At 71.2% G+C, this 18,888-nt stretch carries 20 protein-coding genes; 13 read left to right on the forward strand and 7 right to left on the reverse strand.

Annotation, left to right across the window (positions count from 1 at the left end):
- Positions 1-3 precede the first annotated feature (3 nt).
- Complete coding sequence (locus ACWCQ1_RS19650) at positions 4-348, reverse strand: ArsR/SmtB family transcription factor (protein WP_133043653.1); 345 nt, start codon at positions 346-348, stop codon at positions 4-6.
- Between the two features lie 184 nt (positions 349-532).
- Here ACWCQ1_RS19650 and ACWCQ1_RS19655 point away from each other — a divergent pair, with 184 nt between their 5' ends.
- The 7 genes from ACWCQ1_RS19655 to ACWCQ1_RS19685 all read left to right on the forward strand — a co-directional run bounded on the left by ACWCQ1_RS19655 (position 533) and on the right by ACWCQ1_RS19685 (position 5,963).
- A complete protein-coding gene (locus ACWCQ1_RS19655; RefSeq protein WP_451027000.1) occupies positions 533-2,038 on the forward strand; it encodes an MFS transporter in 1,506 nt (501 codons plus the stop codon).
- 153 nt (positions 2,039-2,191) lie between these two features.
- Complete coding sequence (locus tag ACWCQ1_RS19660) at positions 2,192-3,199, forward strand: Ppx/GppA phosphatase family protein (RefSeq protein ID WP_358599273.1); 1,008 nt, start codon at positions 2,192-2,194, stop codon at positions 3,197-3,199.
- A gap of 18 nt (positions 3,200-3,217) precedes the next feature.
- Positions 3,218-3,400 carry a hypothetical protein gene (locus tag ACWCQ1_RS19665; protein ID WP_358599270.1) on the forward strand — a complete coding sequence of 61 codons (183 nt, stop codon included), beginning with the start codon at positions 3,218-3,220 and terminating at the stop codon, positions 3,398-3,400.
- Between the two features lie 169 nt (positions 3,401-3,569).
- The gene (locus tag ACWCQ1_RS19670) at positions 3,570-4,583 is read left to right on the forward strand and encodes an iron-containing redox enzyme family protein (RefSeq protein WP_358599267.1); all 1,014 of its coding nucleotides are present in this window, start codon (positions 3,570-3,572) and stop codon (positions 4,581-4,583) included.
- Between the two features lie 21 nt (positions 4,584-4,604).
- On the forward strand, positions 4,605-5,258 hold the full coding sequence (locus ACWCQ1_RS19675; RefSeq protein ID WP_451027001.1) for a HemK2/MTQ2 family protein methyltransferase: 654 nt from the start codon (positions 4,605-4,607) through the stop codon (positions 5,256-5,258).
- A complete protein-coding gene (locus ACWCQ1_RS19680) occupies positions 5,239-5,436 on the forward strand; it encodes a CDGSH iron-sulfur domain-containing protein (protein ID WP_358599261.1) in 198 nt (65 codons plus the stop codon). The genes ACWCQ1_RS19675 and ACWCQ1_RS19680 overlap by 20 nt, the downstream gene beginning before the upstream one ends.
- 149 nt (positions 5,437-5,585) lie before the next feature.
- The gene (locus tag ACWCQ1_RS19685) at positions 5,586-5,963 is read left to right on the forward strand and encodes an STAS domain-containing protein (protein ID WP_358599258.1); all 378 of its coding nucleotides are present in this window, start codon (positions 5,586-5,588) and stop codon (positions 5,961-5,963) included.
- A gap of 133 nt (positions 5,964-6,096) precedes the next feature.
- Here ACWCQ1_RS19685 and ACWCQ1_RS19690 read toward each other — a convergent pair whose 3' ends face one another.
- Complete coding sequence (locus ACWCQ1_RS19690; protein WP_133043645.1) at positions 6,097-6,528, reverse strand: protease inhibitor; 432 nt, start codon at positions 6,526-6,528, stop codon at positions 6,097-6,099.
- A 324-nt stretch (positions 6,529-6,852) separates the two neighbouring features.
- On the opposite strand from ACWCQ1_RS19690, the gene ACWCQ1_RS19695 reads away from it, so the two are divergent.
- Together ACWCQ1_RS19695 and ACWCQ1_RS19700 are read left to right on the forward strand one after the other, a co-directional pair.
- Positions 6,853-7,410, forward strand: coding sequence for a hypothetical protein (locus ACWCQ1_RS19695; RefSeq protein WP_358599255.1), 558 nt, complete (start codon positions 6,853-6,855; stop codon positions 7,408-7,410).
- A gap of 118 nt (positions 7,411-7,528) precedes the next feature.
- Positions 7,529-8,698, forward strand: a complete 1,170-nt coding sequence (locus ACWCQ1_RS19700) for a lactate 2-monooxygenase (RefSeq protein ID WP_358599252.1) — start codon at positions 7,529-7,531, stop codon at positions 8,696-8,698.
- A gap of 248 nt (positions 8,699-8,946) precedes the next feature.
- Here the strand turns inward: ACWCQ1_RS19700 and ACWCQ1_RS19705 are convergent, their stop codons facing one another.
- From ACWCQ1_RS19705 to ACWCQ1_RS19715, 3 genes are all read right to left on the reverse strand, one after another.
- On the reverse strand, positions 8,947-10,554 hold the full coding sequence (locus tag ACWCQ1_RS19705) for an RICIN domain-containing protein (protein WP_133043642.1): 1,608 nt from the start codon (positions 10,552-10,554) through the stop codon (positions 8,947-8,949).
- Between the two features lie 500 nt (positions 10,555-11,054).
- Positions 11,055-11,432: a toxin Doc gene (locus ACWCQ1_RS19710; protein WP_133043641.1), complete on the reverse strand. Its 378-nt coding sequence runs from the start codon at positions 11,430-11,432 to the stop codon at positions 11,055-11,057.
- Between the two features lie 3 nt (positions 11,433-11,435).
- Positions 11,436-11,681 carry a hypothetical protein gene (locus ACWCQ1_RS19715; RefSeq protein WP_133043640.1) on the reverse strand — a complete coding sequence of 82 codons (246 nt, stop codon included), beginning with the start codon at positions 11,679-11,681 and terminating at the stop codon, positions 11,436-11,438.
- Positions 11,682-11,827: 146 nt separating this feature from the next.
- On the opposite strand from ACWCQ1_RS19715, the gene ACWCQ1_RS19720 reads away from it, so the two are divergent.
- The gene (locus ACWCQ1_RS19720) at positions 11,828-12,319 is read left to right on the forward strand and encodes a methylated-DNA--[protein]-cysteine S-methyltransferase (protein WP_451027002.1); all 492 of its coding nucleotides are present in this window, start codon (positions 11,828-11,830) and stop codon (positions 12,317-12,319) included.
- 14 nt (positions 12,320-12,333) lie between these two features.
- Positions 12,334-13,056, forward strand: coding sequence for a 2OG-Fe(II) oxygenase (locus ACWCQ1_RS19725; protein WP_451027003.1), 723 nt, complete (start codon positions 12,334-12,336; stop codon positions 13,054-13,056).
- On the opposite strand, the gene ACWCQ1_RS19730 is transcribed toward ACWCQ1_RS19725, so the two are convergent.
- Positions 13,053-13,676 (reverse strand): hemerythrin domain-containing protein, encoded by a 624-nt coding sequence (locus tag ACWCQ1_RS19730; protein WP_451027004.1) that lies wholly within the window; start codon positions 13,674-13,676, stop codon positions 13,053-13,055. The two genes, ACWCQ1_RS19725 and ACWCQ1_RS19730, sit on opposite strands and share 4 nt — an antisense overlap.
- A gap of 171 nt (positions 13,677-13,847) precedes the next feature.
- On the opposite strand from ACWCQ1_RS19730, the gene sigJ reads away from it, so the two are divergent.
- Positions 13,848-14,756 carry an RNA polymerase sigma factor SigJ gene (gene sigJ, locus ACWCQ1_RS19735; RefSeq protein ID WP_133043636.1) on the forward strand — a complete coding sequence of 303 codons (909 nt, stop codon included), beginning with the start codon at positions 13,848-13,850 and terminating at the stop codon, positions 14,754-14,756.
- Complete coding sequence (qcrB, locus tag ACWCQ1_RS19740) at positions 14,753-16,222, forward strand: cytochrome bc1 complex cytochrome b subunit (protein ID WP_358599240.1); 1,470 nt, start codon at positions 14,753-14,755, stop codon at positions 16,220-16,222. The genes sigJ and qcrB overlap by 4 nt, the downstream gene beginning before the upstream one ends.
- Positions 16,223-16,517: 295 nt before the next feature.
- Here qcrB and ACWCQ1_RS19745 read toward each other — a convergent pair whose 3' ends face one another.
- A complete protein-coding gene (locus tag ACWCQ1_RS19745) occupies positions 16,518-18,761 on the reverse strand; it encodes a glycoside hydrolase family 9 protein (protein WP_358599237.1) in 2,244 nt (747 codons plus the stop codon).
- Positions 18,762-18,888 lie beyond the last annotated feature (127 nt).

Below are 18,888 nucleotides of genomic sequence, written 5' to 3' on the forward strand. Positions count from 1 at the left end.
GGATCAGTCCTTCGGGGCGGGTTCCTCGGGATCGTCCGGCGCCGTCCGGTCGAGGCGGCGGCCCAGCTTGTCCAGGCTGCGGTTCCACAGCTCGCGGTACGGCGCGAGCCATGCGTCGAGCTCGGCGATGGGGGCCGGGTCCAGGGCGTAGACACGGCGCTGCGCGTCCTGCCGGACCCGGACCAGGCCGGCCTCCCGCAGCACTCTGAGGTGCTTGGAGGTGCTCGGCTGGCTCAGCCCGCATGCCTCCACGATCTCGCCGACGGGCCGCGGCCGCTCAAGGAGCAGCGCGACGATGGCCCGCCGGTGCGGATCGGCGAGAGCGGTCCAGAGCGAGGCGTCGGACATGGTTCCTAATATGCCTTCACGGTTATATTCCCGTCAAGGAATAAGAGACGGAGAACACATCTAGCGAAACGTTGCCGTTTCGCTCCCTGTGTGTCTAATCTACAGGTGTACGAAACCGTTTCGTTCAAAGCCTTCCTTTCGATTTTCGCCGTCCAACCCGAACGACTTCCCTGGAGTGGTTCTCATGTCCGAGAAGACCCTGGCCGAGAGTGCCGAAGCCGGCACCCTCGCCGAACCCGAACACCCCTCGTCGTCGAAGCGGTGGTGGATCCTCGCGGTCATCGCCCTCGCCCAGCTGATGGTGGTGCTCGACGCGACGATCGTGAACATCGCGCTGCCCTCCGCACAGAAGGACCTCGGCTTCTCCGACGGCAACCGGCAGTGGATCGTCACCGCGTACGCCCTGTCCTTCGCCTCACTGCTCCTGCTCGGCGGCCGGATAGCCGACCTGTTCGGCCGTAAGACCGCCTTCCTCGCCGGCGTGGCCGGCTTCGCCGCGGTGTCCGCGCTCGGCGGTGCCGCGAACAGCTTCGGGATGCTGGTCACCGCGCGCGCCCTCCAGGGTGTCTTCGGCGCCCTCCTCGCACCTGCCGCGCTCTCGCTGCTCAACACGACCTTCACCGAGGCACGGGAACGGGCCAAGGCGTTCAGCGTCTACGGCGCCATCGCGGGTGCCGGCGGTGCGGTGGGGCTGCTGCTCGGCGGACTGCTGACCGACGCGTTCGACTGGCGCTGGACGCTGTACGTCAACGTCGTGATCGCCGTCTTCGCCTTCGCGGGCGGCTGGATCCTGCTGACCAACCACCGTGACGCGACGAACGGCAAGTTGGACATGCCGGGCACCGTGCTCGTGGCCGGCGGTCTGTTCTCGCTGGTCTACGGCTTCTCGAACGCCGAGACGCACGACTGGGGCTCGCCGCTGACCTGGGGCTTCCTGATCGCCGGTGGTGTGCTGCTGGCCGCCTTCGCCTGGTGGCAGACCAAGGCCGCACACCCCCTGCTTCCGCTGCGCATCCTGCTGGACCGCAACCGGGCCGCCTCGTTCGTCTCGGTGCTGATCTCCGCCGGTGGCATGTTCGGCGTGTTCCTCTTCCTCACCTACTACCTTCAGCTCAACCTCGGCTTCAGCCCCACCAAGACCGGTGTCGCGTTCCTGCCGATGGTCGGCGCCCTGATGGTGGCGGCGCAGTTGGGCAGCACGGCCCTGCTGCCGCGTATCGGGCCGAAGGCGCTCATCCCGTTGGGCTTCGCGATCTCCGCGGTGGGCATGGCCTGGCTGACCGGGATCGGTGTCGGCTCCAGCTACGTCAGCGCGGTGCTGCCGCAGCTCATCGTGACGGGCTTCGGTCTCGGCCTGGTGATGCCCTCGGCCATGCAGCTGGCCACCGGTGGAGTGACCCCGGAGGACGCGGGTGTGGCCTCAGCGACGGTCAACGCCATGCAGCAGGTGGGCGGTTCGATCGGTACGGCGCTGCTGAACACCCTCGCCGCCAGCGCTGCCACGAACTACCTGAGCGGCCGGGACGCCACCAGCAAGCTGGTGCAGGCCCAGGCGACGATCGAGAGCTACACCACCGCCTTCTGGTGGTCGGCGGGTCTGTTCGCCGCGGGTGCCGTGATCGCCTTCCTGCTCTTCCGCCGCGGAGTGCTGGAGCAAAACGCGGACGCCGCGCCGGTCATCCACATGTGATCACCGCCGTGTGAGCCGCGCCGGACCGAGGGGCCGCCGTCTGCAGGGAGACGGCGGCCCCTCCTCGCATGTCGTGGCGTCTTCCGAGGATCGAGACCAGGGTGAGACCACCGGCGAGCTTTGGTCCGCGCACAATCGGGTACCCACGGGCCCATGCGAATCAGCGTGGTGGATGTGGGGTCGAACACCGTCCGGCTCGTGGTGGCGGACGCGGAGGGCGGAGTGCCGCTGCCGGTGCATACGGCGAAGTGGCGGCTGAGGCTGTCTGAACATGTCAAGCCGGGGAGCGACATCCCGCAGGAGGACGTGGAACGGCTGGTCGAAGCGGTCGGCGAGGCGAGCCGCACCGCGAGCCGCTGGGGTGCGGCCGGGCCACTGGCCTTCGCCACCGCCGTGGTTCGGGCCGCCCCGAACCGGCAGGAGGTGCTGCGCGCCGTCCGCTCGCGGACCGGGGTCGGGCTGTGCGTACTGCCCGGCGAGGTCGAGGCCGAACTGACCTTCCTCGGCGCGCGTCGCTGGATGGGCTGGCGGTCGGGACCGCTCGCCCTGCTGGACATCGGCGGAGGCTCCCTCGAAGTGGCCTTCGGGCGGGGCCGGTTGCCGGACTTCGTGGCCTCCCTCCCCCTCGGGGCGGGCCGGCTCACGCACGAGTTCTTCCCGGACCAGGACGCTCCCACCCCCGAGCAGGTACGCGCCCTGCGCCGTAAGATCCGTCATCAACTGCGGGACGTCGCGGCGCGGATCCGCTGGGAGGGGCCACGCACCGCGGTCTTCACCTCCCGCACCTTCCAGCAGCTGGGCCGGCTGTGCGGGGCCGCGCCCGGGCGCCACGGACCGTTCGTGGAACGGGAGTTGCACCGCGCGGACCTGCGGCTGGCCGCCGACCGGCTGGCCGCGCTGTCCGTCGCCGAACGCGCCCTGCTGCCCGGCATCTCCGCGCCACGCGCCGCGCAGAGCCTGGCGGGAGCGGTCGTCGGCCACACCGCGATGAAGCTGACCGGCCTCAAATCGGTCAGCGTCTGCCCTTGGGCGATCCGCGAGGGAGTGCTGCTGCGCCACATCGAGGACGGGCCGTCCTGGTGGGCGGAGGTCATCCGGCTCAACGAGGCGCCTGCGGCGCCGGAACCCGTGCCGCTGCGGATCGCTGCCGCGACGAGTTGAGGAGAGGTGGGAGTTTTCGTGTCGCGAGACGACAAGAACAGGGATGAGCAGACGGACACGGCGCTGGAGGAGGTTCTGCGCGAGATCGAGAACGCGGAGACCCGTGCGGGGGGCTCCGCCGGGCGGGGGCGGCATGAAGGGGAGGCGGGTGATGCGATCACGCCCAATGCGGGGGCGCAGGAGGAGTCGGAGGGGGAATGACGCCAGTGACGCCGTCGGATGTGTCACGGACGGACGGTCGGATGGCGGGTGCTGCTCCGTTGTGGCTGGTCGCGCCCCGCGGCAGAGCCGCACATTGACACAGCCCCGCGCCCCTTTGGGGCGTGACGGCTGCCGGGATGATGACGTGGCGTACGGGTACTCGGGCGTCATGAAGCACGACTGTGAAGGGCCGCTGCTGCCCGCTTCCCGGGGGCCCGTTTCCGCTGCCGTCATGGAGTATCTGGTGAGGGGCGGGGGGTTGCCCCGGGATGAGGACGTGGCGGGGGCCGGGGTGTATGGGGACGATCTCCAGCTGGCTCTGTACCTCTGTTACGAGCTGCACTATCGCGGGTTCGCGGGGGTCGGGCCGGAGCGGGAGTGGGATCCGGATCTGCTGCGGGTGCGGGCGCGGCTGGAGCACCGGTTTCTGACCGCGCTGCGCGCCGACACCCCGGTGCACGACACCGTCGAGTCCGCGCTCGGTGAGTTGCTCGTCGAGCCCGTCGACGGCGCCGGTGTCTCCCATTTCCTGCGCGACGAGGGCGAGTTGTGGCAGCTGCGGGAGTATGCCGCCCAGCGGTCGCTCTACCACCTCAAGGAGGCCGACCCGCATGCCTGGGTGCTGCCGCGGCTCGCGGGGCCGGCCAAGGCGGCGATGGCCGCGGTGGAGTTCGACGAGTTCGGCGGCGGCCGCCCCGACCGAGTGCACGCCCGGCTGTTCGCCGACCTGATGACCGACCTCGGCCTGGACACGACGTACGGCCGCTATCTCGACGCGGCGAGCGCGGAGATGCTGGTCACCGTCAACCTGATGTCCCTCTTCGGCCTGCACCGGGCCCTGCGCGGTGCCCTGGTCGGCCACTTCGCCGCGGTCGAGATCACCTCCTCCCCCGGCTCCCGGCGGCTCGCCGAGGCGATGCGCCGCACCGGAGCGGGTCCTGCCGCCGAGCACTTCTACGACGAGCACGTCGAGGCGGACGCCGTCCACGAACAGGTCGTACGCCAGGACGTCATCGGCGGTCTGCTGGCCGACGAGCCGCACCTGGCGCCTGACGTGGCGTTCGGCATCGACGCGACCGGATTCGTCGAGGACCGCTTCGCCTCCCGGCTGCTGGACGACTGGCGGGCCGGCCGGTCGTCCCTGCGGACGGGCGACCTTTCGGAAATCTCCTTTATTTCGTGACACCGGGGGTACCTGAGCCCGGTGAATCCACTGGTACCCCCGGGTGTGTACGCCCCACAGGAAGACACCGACCTCCTCGTCGGAGCCCTGTCCGAGGAACCTCTCGCGCCGGGTGCGCACGTCCTGGACGTGGGCACCGGAAGCGGCGCCCTGGCACTCGCCGCCGCCCGCCGTGGCTCGCGGGTGACGGCCGTCGACGTGTCCTGGCGGGCGGTGTGCACCGCGCGCGTGAACGCGTGGCTCGCCGGACTGCCGCTGCACATCCGCCGCGGAAACCTTTTCGCACCCGTACGGGGTCAGTCGTTCGACCTCATCCTGTCCAACCCGCCCTATGTGCCCACCCCGAAGCACCACGTGGCGCCGCGCGGTGCGGCCCGGGCCTGGGACGCGGGCGGGGACGGCCGGCTGGTCGTCGACCGGATCTGCCGGGAGGCGCCGGATCTGCTGCGCCCCGGAGGGGTGCTGCTGATGGTCCACTCCGCGCTCAGCGGACCCGACCGGACGCTCGACCACCTGCGGACCGCGGGCCTCAAGGCGGCCGTGACGGGGCGCCGCAGGATCGCGCTCGGTCCCGTGCTGCGCAAGAGAGAGCGCTGGCTGCGGGAGCAGGGGCTGCTGTCGGCCGCCGAGGAGAAGGAAGAGCTGGTGATCGTCCGTGCCGAACTCCCCGTCTGACTCCCCCCGCCGTATCAGGATCCAGCGCAAGGGCCCCCTGCTCGTGGAGGGCCCGGTGGAGGTGGAACTGGAGGACGGCACCACGGTCGCCTCCGACCGCTTCCGGGTCGCGCTGTGCACCTGCCGCCGCAGTCGCCGCTTCCCGTGGTGCGACACCAGCCATCGGGACCGCGCGTGACTGATCGAACTGACTAATTGTCAAGCACTTTCAGTGGTATTCACCTTGTCGAGTGAACCAGATCTTGCGGGCCGCCCCGCAGGGATGTTTCCGCGCGAGCCGGGGTAACTACGGGGATCGAATGCGCCCCTTGCCCCGGTGGAGCGGCCATGACCCCGGATGCGGACGACCGTGCCCTCGAACATCCCGCGCCGAACCCCCATGCCCGCACCAGGACCTCGGGCCGGTTCACCGTCATCGAGGTCGCGGGCGAGATCGACCTGGCCACCGCGGGGTTCGTCGCCGAGCACCTGGACGCGGCGACCGCCCGGCCGCTGCCGGACGTGCTGGTCGACCTGCGGTACGTCGCCTTCTTCGACTGCTCCGGACTGCGCGTCCTGTGCCGGGCCGAGTCCCGGGCCCGGGAGCGCGAGGGGCGGCTGCGGGTCGTCTGCGACCAGCCGCGCATCCGTCGGCTGTTCGCCGCTACGGGTCTGCTGAAACGCTTTCCGCCCCTCCCCGGCGTTCCCGGGGAGGGGCGGAGGTGATGCCAGGGGTCGGCGGGCGGCCCCACTCCGCCCTGCCGACCCCTGGTGCGAGATCGCTGCGTACCCCGCGACGGAGGCCCACACTCCCCATCCGCGGGCCTCTCAGGTGCCCGGGGACCGCGCGATCCCGGTCTCAGAAGGCGAAGACGTCGCTCGTGGAGGCGTCCTTCACGCACTGGTTGGCGAAGGTGCGCTCGTAGGAGACACGCTTGCCCTGCCAGACGCCATCGGCGGTCACGACGACGGGGTCGTACAGCTTGGTGCACAGCACGTCGTCCCTGGGCGCCAGGGCGTCGAGACCGCCGGCGGCGCGCAGTTCGGCGCAGGCCAGGGCGGCGGCCGGATGGGTGCCGGAAGGCGTGGGGGCGCAGCTCAGGGTGACCGCGCGCTGCGGGGTCACGGTGGCGGCGCTGTCTCCGTGCCCGATGGTGAGCACCAGGGCCGAGGGGGCGTAGAGCGAGGCGGGGGCGGCGGCCGGGGTGGCGAGGGCGGCTCCGGTGAGGGGGCCGCAGACGGCGGTGGCCGTGAGGGCGAGGGTCGCCGCCCAGCGCGCGGTGTTCCGCATTGTGTGCATCCTTCCGCTGGATTCCAAGGGGTGCCGGACCGTTTCGGGTTGGTGCCGGACCGGCGAGCGCGAGTCTGCCGAGTCCGCCGCGGAAACTCACGTCGACCCCCTGTGAATCAGTAACCTTGCGTGTTGAATCAGTGGCGCGAAGTCACGGCATCCGAACCATCGAAGCCCGGAACTGAGCGGTTCTTGATCGCCCGAAGCAGCCAAGTGGCTGATTCTGCCCGCTTCGTTAATCGGCCTGAAACATTCCGGTTGAGCTCTCGGCTGACTCCCCAGCACCCCCTTGTGTTCATGAGAATGCCGAGTAATCGTCATTACATGATTACGACAGAGCAGCACGAGAAGCTGCGCGGCTGGTTCACCGGCCGCCTTCCCGACGACCTCTTCGAGGAACTGGCCGAGCTCACCGCCGACCGCGAGGAGATCACCGTGATCGGCCGCATCCCGGAACCCCGGCTCGCCGAGGACGCCTCGGCCGCCGAGCGGGAGGCGGCCATCCGGAGCCGTATCGAGGAATTCCGCGAGCGCACCCGGGAGGCACGGGTGGCCGTGGCGCGCGAGGCCGAGCACCGCTTCCGCCGCAAGGTGTCCTGGGGGGTGGTGTGCGGCGGCGAGCGCGCCCTGTTCACCCATGTCGCCGCGCCCGTGATGACCCGGCTGCGCCAGCCCGAGCGCCAGGTCCTCGACACCCTCATCGCGGGCGGGGTGGCCCGCAGCCGCAGCGACGCCCTCGCCTGGTGCGTACGGCTGGTCCAGCGCCACACCGACGACTGGCTGACCGAACTGCGGGACTCCCTCGAGCAGGTGCAGCGGGTGCGGGCGCAGGGACCCGACACCGACGCCGAGCCGGAGGACGCACCGGCCGACGACGAATGACGGACCAGCCGTCCTCCCGGCGACCACGACCTGGCTTCAAGACCGGTGCCTCGCCCCGTACATACCCGCGAGTATGGTCATTGCTGCACGTGCTCGAGGCGGAGAGGTGGGGCGTACGGTGGCGAAGCACTGGGCCGATTTCCAGTACGAGATCTATCTCAACGGGATGAGCGGGGCGGTGCCCCGGCTCCCCACGGATCTGACCAGACTCGAGGCGCTGGCCGAGACGCGGCTCGGGCCGGGCCCGGTCGGTTATGTGGCCGGCGGCGCGGGCGACGGCAGCACCATGCGGGCCAACCGCGCGGCCCTGGAGCGACGCCGGATCGTGCCCCGCATGCTGCGAGACGTCGCTGAGCGGGACCTCTCGGTGCGGGTGCTGGGCCGCCCGCTGCCCGCGCCGGTGGCGCTGGCGCCCGTCGGCGTACTGTCGATCATGCATCCGGACGCCGAGTCCGCCGCCGCCCGCGCCGCCGCCGCGCACGGAGTGCCGTACATCCTGTCCTCGGCGTCCAGCACACCGCTGGAGCAGGTGGCGGAGGCACTCGGCGACACCGAACGGTGGTTCCAGCTGTACTGGGGCAAGGACCGCGAGGTGACCAGGAGCTTCCTCGGACGGGCGAAGGCCGCCGGGTTCTCCGCGCTGCTCGTCACCCTCGACACCCCGCTGGTGTCCTGGCGCCCACGGGATCTCGACCTCGCCTACCTCCCGTTCCTGCACGGGGTGGGCACCGCCAACTACTTCACCGACCCGGCCTTCCAGGCGGGACTGGCCAAGCCCGTGCACGAGGACCCGAACGCGGCCGTGCGGCACTTCCTCGGGCTGTTCGGGGATGCCGGACACACCTGGCCCGACCTCGCGTTCCTGCGGGAGAACTGGGACGGTCCGATCGTCCTCAAGGGCATCCTGCACCCGGACGACGCCCGGCTCGCCGCCGACGCCGGCATGGACGGCGTGGTGGTCTCCAACCACGGCGGCCGTCAGGTCGCCGGTTCCGTCGCAGCCGCCGACGCGCTGCCGCGGGTGGCCGAGGCGGTCGGCGACCGGCTGACCGTCCTGTTCGACAGCGGCGTCCGCAGCGGCGACGACGTCTTCAAGGCACTCGCGCTCGGCGCGCAGGCCGTCCTGCTCGGGCGGCCGTACGTCTACGGTCTCGGCCTGGACGGACAGGCGGGCGTCGAGCACGTGATCCGCTGTCTGCTCGCCGAGCTCGACCTGACCCTCGCCCTGTCCGGGCACGCCACGCCGGCCACGGTCAGCGCCGCCGACCTCGCCGAGGATCCCATGTGACGGCCCCGAGAACGTCCGCGCCGCCACCGCCCCGTCGATGGCGCGCTGAAGGACGGCGGCCGGGCCGGCGCCGGCCGCTTCCCGGCCGCAGCGGGCGGGCACAGGATCGTCTGCGGGGCCGGTTGCGAAATCCCGCCTGCCCCGCGACGCCCAGCACGCTCCCCCATGACTGCCGCACTGCCCTCCCTCCGGGCGGACGGCGGGACCTTCCCGACAGGCCCTTGCGGTCGCCCCCGAGCCCCCCTGCGCTACGCCCGCTCCCTGGCCAGTTCGGCGGGCCGCACCGCGGGCTTCTCCGGGCCCGTGATCGACAGCGAACCCGGGCTGGCGGACGCCGGCGGCTCGGTCAGCCACCGCTGTGCGGGCGAGCCGTCCCGGACCTTGACGACGATGTCGGCTCCCGGATCGTCGGTCGTGGCGGCCAGCGCGAGCTGCTCGTCCCAGCGCGGCAGCAACTCCCCGCGCACCGTGAGGTCGTAGCGCACGTCGTCACCGCCCCCGCAGGTGCCGAGGACGACCACACCGGCGTCCACGTGCGAGTCCAGGCACAGGTCGGGGGCCGCCGCGCTGCGCAGCCGTCCGTCGCCGCCGTAGGACCACTGCTGGCTCGCGTCTGTCGAGCAGGCCGCCAGTTCGGTGTCGGCCCCCGCCTTCGGCCTGCCCCTGACGGCGAGGCAGAGGTCGGCGGAGGCGTTGCGCAGCCTCGAGTCCCGCGGCACGGTGGGCAGTTGGGCGGTGCCGGGCGAGGACCCGGCGCCGGCACCGGGGGTCGAGCCGTCGCTCGCGCTGGTGGAGGCGGCCGGGTCGACACCGTCGTCGTGGGACCACATGCCGACGACGGCGACCGTGGCGATCAGCCCGGCGGAGGCGACGCCCAGCCCGGTCAACAGCGTCCGCGAGGTGCGCAGCGCGCCCGGGGTGCCGCGCCCGCGCAGCGGGATGCGGGGCAGGATGCGGGGGCGGCCGCCGCCGTGCCGGGCGGAACCACGCGGGCGCGGGGTGCGCGACCGCGTGCCCTGGCCCGCGCGGCCGGGACGGGACTCCAGATAGCGGCGGGCGCCCCAGCCGAGTACGGACTCGGCCAGCAGCACTCCCAGGCCGCCCTCGAAATGGCTCAGTTGTTCGGCGGCGAAACGGCAGTAGCGGCATTCGGTCAGATGTTGCTGGACATCGGGCAGCAACGCTCCGCCACGCCGAATCGGAACGTCGAGGAGACGGTTGTAGAAGCGGCAATCCTTGGTCGGCGCGAGTTCCCGATGGGCATGTACACATCCTTCACGGAATTTTTCCCGCGCCTGTTCGAGTGCGGCCGACGCGGTCTCGGTGTCCATGCCCAGCAGACCGGCCGGGACGGTTATCGCTTCAGCCTCCACCTCGGTGTGCCAGAGCAGACACCGGGCGAGCCCGGGTAGGGCCTGGAATGACCGCTCGGACAGTATGCGATTTTCGGGCGTCATCGACTTCGCCGAACGCATGCCGCGGCCGCCCGCGGGTTTGAGCAGCTCCGGCAGAACGGCGGATATCCGGTCCTCCGTGGTCCAGACGCGGACCGTGTCCCGCACCGCCACCAGGAACCGCGGGCGCAGCGCGAGCGCCGGCTCGCCGAGTGCCAGCCGGTCGAGCACCTGGTGGAAGGCGGCCGAGGTCACCATGGAGGCGACCTCGTTCCGGGAGGCGAGGCAGATGGCCGCGTAGTCGCGGGCCGGCTGCCAGTGCCGCGTCATGAGCAGCGCGACGGAACGTGCGGTCTCACCGTCGGGGCGGCCGCGGAGCCGGGCGGCGACGTTCTCGTCGGATTCTCCCGGAACACCGCCGGCCGGCGGGTAAGGCGGACGAGGGGGGTGGGGGGTGGCCACTGAGCGAATTCCTTCCCACGCGCATAGGACACACAGGAGTCACCGCCGCCGAAAAGGCCCCCTGGTGGTACACACCTCTTGGACGGCGAGCGCGAGGAGCGTGAATTCGGGTACGTCCGTCGGCCCCTGCTCCCCTCAGCCAGGCGAACGTGTCCCGGCCATTCCCCCCGCACGGGTGGTCAACCCTTGCACAACACACTGATGACCAACAAGGCACTTGAGCAACATCCGCATCTTTGAAGGGACTTCAGATACGCTCGCAACTCGCGTTCCCCGCCCCGGCTTTCCTCATTCCATGCGCCCCGTGTGAAACAGGCGCACGCGCCGGAGCACCGCGCACGCTCCCGGCGTGCGCGCCCCCGTGGTGCACTGGTGGCGGACCTTCTCGAAAGGCCCCGCGCAGGACGGCGGCTCTCCTGCGCAGCACGGGCCGCCGGCCTTGTTCCTCCCGCCCTGGGCCGGCGGCCCCGGGGGGTGACAGGGCCGTGCGGCCGGGGTCCTCAGATCTGCCAGGAGCGCAGCCGGTCCGCCGCGCCGTAGACATCGGTCTTGCCGTCGATCAGATCGCGGGCGAGATCGACGAGGGCGCCGTAGGGCGGGTCGATGCCGACGCCGCTGACGAACATGTACGCCACGGCGGTCGAGCAGGCGAAGCGGGCGTTGGCCGAGGGCAGCGGCTTGAGCAGCGCGAGGGTGTGCAGCAGGGCGGCCGCCCGCCAGGCCGGGTCGGAGTCCACGCCGAGGCGGGGCGGGTCCACGCGGTGCCGGGCCACGGCGGCGACCAGCGCGGAGAAGTCGTTGACGGTCGGCTGGTCGGGCAGGACCTCTTCATGCCGCTGGAGCAGCCAGGGCACGTCGATGTGGATGACGGATGCCATCGGTCAGGCGACCCGCCCCTCGCCCGTGGCGGACGGTTCGTCCTCGGGGAACGCGGCCGCGAACTCGTCGGCGTGGGAGGCGAAGAAGCGGCGGAACGCCTCCGCCCCTTCCTGCAGGGCCCGGTGCCGGGCTATGTCGGCCGCCGCCGCCTCGCGCACGAGCGCCTTCATCGACGTGCCGCGTTCCTTGGCGATCTGCCGCAGATCCTCGAGTTCACGATCACTGAACTCCACATTCAGGGCTGGCATGCCCTCACGGTACCGCCGAGGTACTCACGCGTAAATACTCCCTGCTCACAGTGCCCGTGTGACGGTACCTCGAGAGGTGCTCCGAGAGTGAGGACCACGTCCGATTCCCGCCGGTCGTGACCGGTGCCGCGCAGCAGACTTGAGCCATGAACACGTACACGACCATCGACAGCCCCCTGGGCGAACTGCTGCTGGCAGGGCGGGAGACGACCCTCACCTCGCTGTCCCTGCCGGGTCAGCGGGGCGCGCCGGCCGTCGGCGCGGACTGGCGGCGCGACGACGCGGCCCTCGCCGAGGCGGCCCGGCAGCTCTACGACTACTTCGCTGGCCGGCTCACCCGCTTCGACCTCGACCTCGCCCCCGCCGGCACCGGATTCCAGCAGCGGGTGTGGCGGGCCCTGGACGACATCCCGTACGGCACCACGACCACCTACGGGGAACTCGCCGGGCACCTGGAGGTGCCGCGACACGAGATCCGGGCCGTGGGCGCGGCGATCGGGGCCAATCCCCTGCTGATCGTCCGCCCCTGCCACCGCGTGATCGGCGCCGACGGCTCGATGCGCGGCTACGCGGGCGGAGTCGAGCGCAAGGTGCGGCTGCTCACCCATGAGGGCGCGCTGCAGCCGATGCTGGTGTGACGGAGGGAGACGACGTGACGCTCACCAGGGCCCAGGCCCGCAAACGGGCAGGCGACACCGACTGGACGGCCCTCGCCGCCGAGCTCGACGTGCACGGCAGCGCGCCCACCGGGCCGCTGCTCACACCGGCCGAGTGCCGTGACCTCGCCGCTCTGTACGACAAGCCGGAGCTGTTCCGGACCACCGTCGACATGGAGCGCCACCGGTTCGGCTCCGGCGAGTACCGGTACTTCACCCATGACCTTCCGGCCCCGGTGGCCGCGCTGCGTGCTGCCCTGTATTCCCGGCTGCTGCCCGTCGCCCGGGACTGGGCGGCCCGGCTCGGCCGCCCGGCGCCCTGGCCGGACTCCTTGGAGGAGTGGCTGGAGCGGTGCCATGCGGCCGGACAGGACCGGTCGGCGCAGATCCTGCTGCGGTACGGAGCGGGCGACTGGAACGCGCTGCACCGGGACGTCTTCGGCGAGCTGGTCTTCCCGCTCCAGGTGGTCGTCGGCCTCGACGTGTACGGCGCCGACTACACCGGGGGCGAGTTCCTCATGGTCGAGCAGCGGCCCCGGGCCCAGTCCCGGGGCACCGCGACCGCGCTGGAACAGGGCCACGGGCTCGTCTTCACCACCCGGGACCGTCCGGTGCGCACCCGGCGGGGCTGGTCGGCCGGGGCGATGCGGCACGGGGTGAGCACCGTGCGCTCCGGCCGCAGGCACGCACTGGGCATCGTCTTCCGCGACGCGTCCTAGAACGCCTCCTGGACGCCCGCCCACAGCCCCTTGCGGCGATAACTCCCCTCCCAGAACAGCCGGTTGAGGACGCGCACCGGCGCCGGGAGGGAGCCGAAGAAACGCTCGCGGTCCGCCGGCCCGGCGCCGTCGACGATCCACGGCACGAACACCGAGGCACCGCGCAGCCCTTGGGTCTCGCGCATCCGTCCGGTGAAGGCGCCCCAGTCCGCAGCGGTGAGGACGTCCTGCATCAGCGGCAGCGCGCTGTCCTCCTCGTGCCCCAGATGGTCGTCCAGAGTGGCCGTCAACGCCCTTACCAGGTCGGGCAGTTCGGGTGCCCGGTCGGTCAGCGCCGTGTCGACCGACGCGAGCAGGGGGTCGATACGGGCGTGCTCGGCCTCCATGTCGTCGAGGAGGGCGAGGTCGCGGGGGCGCCCGGTGAGGCGTTCCCGTACCCGGGGCCACAGCTCGGCGTCCTCGGCGGTGTGGTGGATGTGCAGCTGCCGGGTGAAGTTCGCCCAGCCGGCCCGGACACCCGGCGTGTGCGCCCGGCCCTCGGCGACCGCCTGCGCGAGGCGCTCCAGATCGCGCCGGAAGGCGTCGTGCGAGGCGTACATGGCGGTGAAGTCGATGCTCATCGGGTCCCTCCTGTCGAATCGGTCTCCCGTGCGGGACTCGCGTTCAAGAGGGCGGACCGGCCGGCGAGTGTGACGTCGCTGAGACGTGCGTCACACACCTCCGGTCCGATGTCACATTCGGGCCCCCGGTTCGGGTCGAAGTAGTGAGCGCACCGACGGGGAGGTCCACGTATGTCCGAGAGTTCTGTCGATGAGGCGACCGATGTGTTCATCGGCCATCGCGAGCTGCTGTTCGGCCTGGTCTACAACATGCTGGGCAGCGTCGCCGACACCGAGGACGTGCTGCAGGAGACCTGGCTGTCCTGGACCGGCCGGGGCACCGACGGCATCGACAACCCGCGCGCCTACCTGGTCCGCATCGCCGTCAACCACGCCCTTCAGCGCCGCGCCGTGATCACCCGCCGCCGTGAGACCTACATCGGCCCCTGGCTGCCCGAGCCCCTGGTCGCCGACGGCGACGGCGCCGAGGACCCGGCCCTGCGCACCGAGTCCGTGTCACTGGCGATGCTGGTCGTCCTGGAGTCGCTGACGCCACTGGAACGCGCGGTGTTCGTCCTGAACGAGGTCTTCGGGTACGCCCACACCGAGATCGCGGAGATCATCGACCGCACCCCGGCCGCCGTACGCCAGCTCGCGCACCGCGCCCGGGGGCATGTGCACGCCCGCCGGCCGCTGTACCGGGCGCATCCACGGGTGCGGCGGGAGGCGACCGAGCGGTTCGTGCGGGCGGCGCTCGGCGGGGACATCGCGGAGCTGATGGAGATCCTCGCGCCCGATGTCACGGTGTGGACGGACGGCGGCGGCAGGCGCAGGCCGGCGGGCCTGAAGCCGGTGCACGGCCGGGACAAGGCGGTCCGGCTGATCAACTCCTTCGCCACCCGGGGACGCGGGCCCACGGACCTCGACCTGCGCTACCGCCGGGTCAACGGCGACGACGCCGCCGTGCTGTTCCAGGGCGACTCCCCGTACGCGGTGATGGTCATGGACCTCACGCCCGACGGCGACCGGGTCAGCGACGTCTACATCGTGACCAACCCCGACAAGCTCACGCACGTGCACAAGGACGAGGAGGCGGAGTGAGCGCCACCGAGACCCCCGGCAAGGGCGAGCGCGTCGCCGACTGGCTCGACGGCCGTCTCGCCATCCACTCGCTGGGCCGCAAGTACCTGCGCAAGGTCTTCCCGGACCACTGGTCCTTCCTGCTGGGCGAGATCTGCCTGTACAGCTTCGTCGTCCTCGTCCTGACCGGGATCTTCCTGACCTTCTTCTTCCATCCCTCGATGAACGAGGTGACGTACCACGGCGGTTACCTGCCGCTGAACGGCGTGCGGATGTCGGAGGCCTACGCCTCCACGGTGCGCCTCAGCTTCGACGTGCGCGGCGGGCTGCTGATCCGGCAGCTGCACCACTGGGCGGCGCTGGTCTTCGTCGCCGGGATGCTGACGCACATGATGAGGCACTTCTTCACCGGGTCGTTCCGCAAACCCAGGGAGATCAACTGGCTGTTCGGCTGGGCCCTGCTGTTCCTCGGCCTGTTCGAGGGCCTGTTCGGCTACTCGCTGCCGGACGACCTGCTGTCGGGGACGGGGCTGCGCTTCGTCAACGGCGCGCTGCTGTCGGTGCCGATCGTCGGGACGTATCTGTCGATGTTCCTGTTCGGCGGCGAGTTCCCGGGCCACGACATCGTGGCGCGGTTCTACTCGCTGCACATCCTGATCATCCCCGGCATCATGGCCGCGCTCGTCGTGGCCCACCTCATCCTGGTCGTGTACCACAAGCACACGCAGTTCGCGGGGCCCGGGCGGACCGAGCGCAATGTCGTCGGCACTCCGTTCATGCCGGTGTACCTGGCCAAGGCGGGCGGCTTCTTCTTCCTGGTCTTCGGTGCCCTCACGCTGGTCGCGGCGGTGGCGACGATCAACCCGGTCTGGGTCTACGGCCCCTTCCGCCCCGACCAGGTCTCCACAGGTGCCCAGCCCGACTGGTACCTGGGGTTCGCGGAGGGTCTGGTCCGGGTGATGCCGGGGTGGGAGATCACCCTGTGGGGTCACACGCTGGTCCTGGGCGTGCTGATCCCGGTCGTGGTCTTCCCGCTCCTGCTCGTCTTCATCGGGGTGTACCCGTTCCTGGAGGCGCGGGTGACCGGCGACCGGCGTGAGCACCACCTGCTGGACCGCCCGCGCAACCGTCCCGTCCGTACCGGGATCGGGGCGGCCTGGATCAGCCTCTACCTGGTCCTGCTGGCCGGCGGCGGCAACGACATCGTCGCCACCCGCCTCCATCTCTCCATCAACACGGTCACCTGGACGGTCCGCGTCGCGGTGTTCGTCCTCCCGGCGATCGTCTTCGTCGTCACCCGCCGTGTCTGCCTCGGCCTCCAGCTCCGCGACAGGGAGCTGGTGCTGCACGGCCGGGAGACCGGCGTGATCAAGCGGATGCCGAACGGCGAGTACGTCGAGGTCCATCAGCCCCTCACCCAGGCCGAGCTGCACACCCTCACCGCGCACGAACGGCCCCGCGAACTCGTCGAGCACGAGCGGCAGTAACGGGACCGGCGGCGCAACCGCCGAGCCCTTTCCTGGCCGAGGTGCGGCGGATCGAGGCCGCCGACGTGGCCGTGCGCTCCGGAGCACGGCGTCCGGCCTCGCCGGCGTGGGACTCGGCGGCATCCACACGCCCGACGAGTACGAGCTCTCCCGCACCCTCCTGGAACGGATCACCGACAGCCATGAGGTCGTCGGCGAACTGCTCGCCTGGGGCCGGCACCACGCCGCGGAGGGCACCCCGCGCCGCGAGGAGCGCGAGGCGCTGCTCCGCAAGTGGGCCGGCGTGCAGGGGCGGTCAGCCCTGGTCGGCGACGAAGGAAGCCATGCGGGCCAGGGCCGCGTTCCAGTTGATCGCGGTCTCGTTGGTCGACCAGGACTGGATGTCGTCGATGTAGCAGAACTGGCCGACGCAGCCCTGGAGTTTGCTCTGTGCGTAGGGGTCCTGGATGGAGGAGTTCGGTCCGCCCGCGAGGGTCCCCCTGGGCGGGTTCGGCAGGTTCGGGTCGAGCTCGTGGGCGTACCAACGGCTGTGCTGGTTGTGGGAGGCGACCTCGCCGTAGCCGGTGACGTACGAGATGTTCAGGGCGTTGCGGCCGAGGACGTAGTCCATGCTCTGCGTCGCCGCGTCTCGGTACTTCGAGGCGCCGGTGATGTCGTACGCCGTGGCCAGGACGACCGCGTTGTTGAGGACCTGGTGGCTGGAGCCCCAGTCGTAGACGTTGTCGTCGGGGGCGTAGGGCATTCCGTACGGCTGGGACGTGAGCGTCGCCAGATAGCGGTCGGCGCCCTTCACGACGGACTGGCGCACCTTGTCCCGGCCGGGCAGCTTGCTGGGCACCGTGGCCAGGTCGAGCCGCCCCGCCGCCGCCGTCCGGCCCCAGTCGAAGCCGAGCGGGCCGAAGATGTCGGCGGTGTGCACGGGCGAGGTGCGGACGTAGTCGGCGAACTGCTGCTCCCCCGTGGTGAGATACAGCTCGGCCGCCGCCCAGTAGAACTCGTCGGTGGCGTTGGTGTCGTCGTAGGTACCGCCTCCCGTGCCGTCGCTCGCGGAGGCGTACATCGCGGGATGGGCGAGAGCGGCGGCCCACGCCTTGCGCGCGGCGGTCAGGGCCTTCGCGGCGAACGCGCGGTCGTAGGGCCGGTACAGACGGGCCGCCTGGGCCGCGGTCGCCGCCAGGTTGAGGGTGGCCTGGGTGGACGGCGGGTGCAGCTCACGCTTCTGCGGGTCGTCGCTGGGCAGCAGGGGCAGGCCCGTCCACTGCTCGTCGTGGACCTTGTGGTGGGCCATCCCGGCCAGCGGCCGGCCGTCCGGCACCTGCATCTTCAGCAGGAACTCCAGCTCCCAGCGCGCCTCGTCGAGGACGTCCGGCACCTTGTTGCCGCTCTCCGGGATGGCGAGCGTGCCGTCGCGCAGCCTGCCCGACTCGCCTGTGCGGGCCAGCAGTTCGCGTTCGTACGTGCTCAGCAGCTCCCAGGTGGCGATGCCGCCGTTGACGACGTACTTGCCGTGGTCGCCCGCGTCGTACCAGCCGCCGGTGACGTCGAGGGTGTAGTCGCAGACGCCGGGCTGACAGGGGACCTTCGCGTCGCCCTGGTTGGGCGGGACGTCGACATGGCCGGCGGGCCTGCCGTAGCCAGGGCGCAGGTCGTCACGGATCGCGATGCCGCTGCGCTGGGTGTAGTAGTACTTCAGCGAGTCCAGTCGCAGCTGCTCGTAGTCACCGGTGCCGATGTCGAACGGGCGGCTGGTCTCCCCGTCGGCCACCAGCGTGAAGCCCTTGCCCGGCTTGCGGTAGGCGCCGAAGTCGATGGAGTGGACGTTCTGCCCGGAGGAGGCGTCGACCCCGCGCGGCACGCTCCAGCCGTGCGCCACGGTGGTTCCGCCGGCGTTCTTCAGCTGCCAGGGCAGCCTGGCGGTGGCGTCGGTGACGAGGGTGGCGTTCTTCGGGCCGGAGGGCAGATAGCCGACCTGGTTGACGCGCACCCGCGGTCCTGTGTCGGGGTGGTACACCTCCGGCGGCACCCCGCCCAGCAGGGAGACGTCGTCCATGCACATCCGCCACGCGTCCGTGCTGCCGCCGGCCTGGAAGGCGACCTGCGCCTGGGTGGTGTCGACGGGCGAGGTGAAGGTGTAGGCGTAGGTGTCCCCGGAGACCGTCAGCTGCGGGCTGATCTCGAAGTAGGTGTCGTACGGCGACACCTGGAGCCCCACGATCGCCCGCACCACGTGCCCCTCGGGAGAACCGGAGGCCTTGAAGGCGAACCGGTACGACTCCCCCTTCACCAGGGTGACGTCGTTCTGGCCGACGGCCGCGTCCCAGCGGTTGGCGGTGCCGCCGGGGACGTCCGCGCAGAGCTGTCCGTCGGACAGGCCCGCGGTGACGTTGCTCGTCGTCCACCAGGGGGCGGTGGTGGTGTCGAAGGTGCCGTTCTTCAGCTGCTCCACCTCGTCGGCCGCCGCCGGGCCGGCGGGCAGCGCGGTGAGGGTCGCGCCCAGCAGGGCGGCCAGGGTCAACAGGACGGTTCTGCGTCGTTTCACGTCTGGGCTCCTCGGGTGGAGGGGCGGGTGACGCTCACCGGAACGAGAATGGGAGCGCTCCCAGATGCGGACGCAGCTCATGTTTGTTCGCGCCATGACACTCCGTCAACGGTCCGGACGGCACGAC

It is taken from the genome of Streptomyces sp. NPDC002144 (assembly GCF_053593695.1).

Coding starts and splice junctions, on each gene's coding strand:
- ACWCQ1_RS19650 (WP_133043653.1), bottom strand. CDS start 348: ATGTCCGACGCCTCGCTCTGGACCGCTCTCGCCGATCCGCACCGGCGG.
- ACWCQ1_RS19655 (WP_451027000.1), top strand. CDS start 533: ATGTCCGAGAAGACCCTGGCCGAGAGTGCCGAAGCCGGCACCCTCGCC.
- ACWCQ1_RS19660 (WP_358599273.1), top strand. CDS start 2,192: ATGCGAATCAGCGTGGTGGATGTGGGGTCGAACACCGTCCGGCTCGTG.
- ACWCQ1_RS19670 (WP_358599267.1), top strand. CDS start 3,570: ATGAAGCACGACTGTGAAGGGCCGCTGCTGCCCGCTTCCCGGGGGCCC.
- ACWCQ1_RS19685 (WP_358599258.1), top strand. CDS start 5,586: ATGACCCCGGATGCGGACGACCGTGCCCTCGAACATCCCGCGCCGAAC.
- ACWCQ1_RS19690 (WP_133043645.1), bottom strand. CDS start 6,528: ATGCGGAACACCGCGCGCTGGGCGGCGACCCTCGCCCTCACGGCCACC.
- ACWCQ1_RS19695 (WP_358599255.1), top strand. CDS start 6,853: ATGATTACGACAGAGCAGCACGAGAAGCTGCGCGGCTGGTTCACCGGC.
- ACWCQ1_RS19710 (WP_133043641.1), bottom strand. CDS start 11,432: ATGGCATCCGTCATCCACATCGACGTGCCCTGGCTGCTCCAGCGGCAT.
- ACWCQ1_RS19715 (WP_133043640.1), bottom strand. CDS start 11,681: ATGCCAGCCCTGAATGTGGAGTTCAGTGATCGTGAACTCGAGGATCTG.
- ACWCQ1_RS19720 (WP_451027002.1), top strand. CDS start 11,828: ATGAACACGTACACGACCATCGACAGCCCCCTGGGCGAACTGCTGCTG.
- ACWCQ1_RS19730 (WP_451027004.1), bottom strand. CDS start 13,676: ATGAGCATCGACTTCACCGCCATGTACGCCTCGCACGACGCCTTCCGG.
- sigJ (WP_133043636.1), top strand. CDS start 13,848: ATGTCCGAGAGTTCTGTCGATGAGGCGACCGATGTGTTCATCGGCCAT.